Origin of the sequence: Pseudoalteromonas sp. TB51, assembly GCF_000498055.1 — a bacterium.
Classification (GTDB): domain Bacteria; phylum Pseudomonadota; class Gammaproteobacteria; order Enterobacterales; family Alteromonadaceae; genus Pseudoalteromonas; species Pseudoalteromonas atlantica.
The window spans coordinates 1-1,628 of the sequence record NZ_AUTO01000026.1 but is presented as its reverse complement, the minus strand read 5'-3'; the positions used below and the strand labels follow the sequence as shown (position 1 = coordinate 1,628).

Annotated in this window: 2 protein-coding genes and 1 pseudogene; all 3 read left to right on the top strand. The window is 40.3% G+C overall.

From position 1 onward, the window contains the following. Positions 1 to 643 (top strand): sulfite exporter TauE/SafE family protein (locus L650_RS0100705; protein WP_029771797.1); only part of this gene is annotated, 643 nt, incomplete at its 5' end. Beyond that, positions 644 to 1,252 (top strand): primosomal replication protein, encoded by a 609-nt coding sequence (locus L650_RS0100700; protein WP_024033711.1) that lies wholly within the window; start codon positions 644 to 646, stop codon positions 1,250 to 1,252. Further along, positions 1,252 to 1,628, top strand: a pseudogene (locus tag L650_RS0100695) (histone deacetylase); the annotation flags it as partial. The gene L650_RS0100700 and the pseudogene L650_RS0100695, both read left to right, overlap by 1 nt.

Below are 1,628 nucleotides of genomic sequence, written 5' to 3'. Positions count from 1 at the left end.
ACCGCATGTAACGCTTGGCACCAACAAGCTTGCGGCAAGCTTTGGCTCATTAACGGCCAGCTACACGTATTATAAAAAAAATCTATTTAGTCCTAAATTTTGGGCAAATTCCATTTTTGCTACAGCCATAGGCGCTGTGATTGGTACGTTAATAGTCGATCACTTAAGTATTGAATTTTTAAATAAGCTTTTGCCTATCATTATTATTATGGTGGCCTGTTATAGCTTGTTTGGTAGTTTAAGCACCACACAGGGCGATGATTTACCAAAAGTAACACCAATACTTAAACTAAAGCAGTGGTTACAGGGCTTAGCGTTAGGTTTTTTTGATGGCGTAGCAGGCCCAGGCGCCGGTACTTTTTGGACCGCATCTAATAGTTTATTTTATAAAATGAGCTTACTGCTTAACTGTGGTTTAGCCCGCTCAATGAACTTTGTATCTAATTTTATATCGCTTATTACCTTTGTGGCACTTGGACATGTAAACTTTTTATTAGGCCTTATCATGGGCTTTTTTATTATGTTAGGTGCTTGGATTGGTGCTCACTCAGCCATTCGCTTTGGCGGTAAGTTTATTCGCCCTGTTTTTAACACTATGGTTATACTGCTAGCATTAAAACTGATTTACGAGGCTTATTTGTAAATGCAAACCCACGCGTTAGATAAATTACGCCAACAAGTTGCTACGCTTAAACAACAAGCTGAGCAATTTGATAGCGCAAAGTTGTTTTCTAAAAACCGCTATATGCAGGCGCAGCCTAGTTTATTTGACCGCGGCGTATTTAGTACTAAAAGCATGAACTTAACTGACTACGTAACAGAAATTGAAGACGAAATTACCAGCTTACCACCCAGTGATCATCGCCATGCTTATGCTTATGCACTTGAGCGCATAGGTAATCAAGTACAAGCTGTATTTAGTGTTATTAAATCGACCCCCATCTGGGCAAAAGAAAACAAAAGCCAGTACAAACCTAGACCCAAAAATACGGTTTATAAGCAAGCCGTAAAAAAAATAATGCAATCGTCGCACGAGCTATACGACGAGCTTAAACAAAACCATGAGTTTGAACGACGCTTAGTGTTAATGATTGAAGAGCGTAAACTACAAATGGAAAAAGCCAGCCCAGCGCAAGCACAAAAACTTAATATGGAAATTTTAACCACGCATGCGCGTTTAGGCCGCTGCCGTAAAGCTATTTCGGCCACCGAAGATAAAATTCAACAAGTCGAAAAACAACAATTACGCTAATGCAGCTTTTTTACCACCCGCTTTACAGTGCTTTAACGCTTCCTGAGCGCCACCGTTTTCCTATTCAAAAATACCAAATGCTAAAAGCAGAAATAGAACGCTTAGGCTTTGGGGCTACACAGTTTAATACACCAACCAAAGCTACGCCCGAGCAGCTTGCACTGTGCCATAGCCAAGACTACATAAATGATTTTTTAAACGCCACGCTCAGTAATAAAGCAATTAAAAAAATGGGTTTCCCGTATTCACGCAAATTAGTAGAGCGTACGCTACTTTCGGTTGGGGCAAGTATTCAAGGCAGCGAATACGCACTAAAACATGGTTTTTGCGCTAATTTAAGTGGTGGCTATCATCATGCATATAGCGATTACGGCAG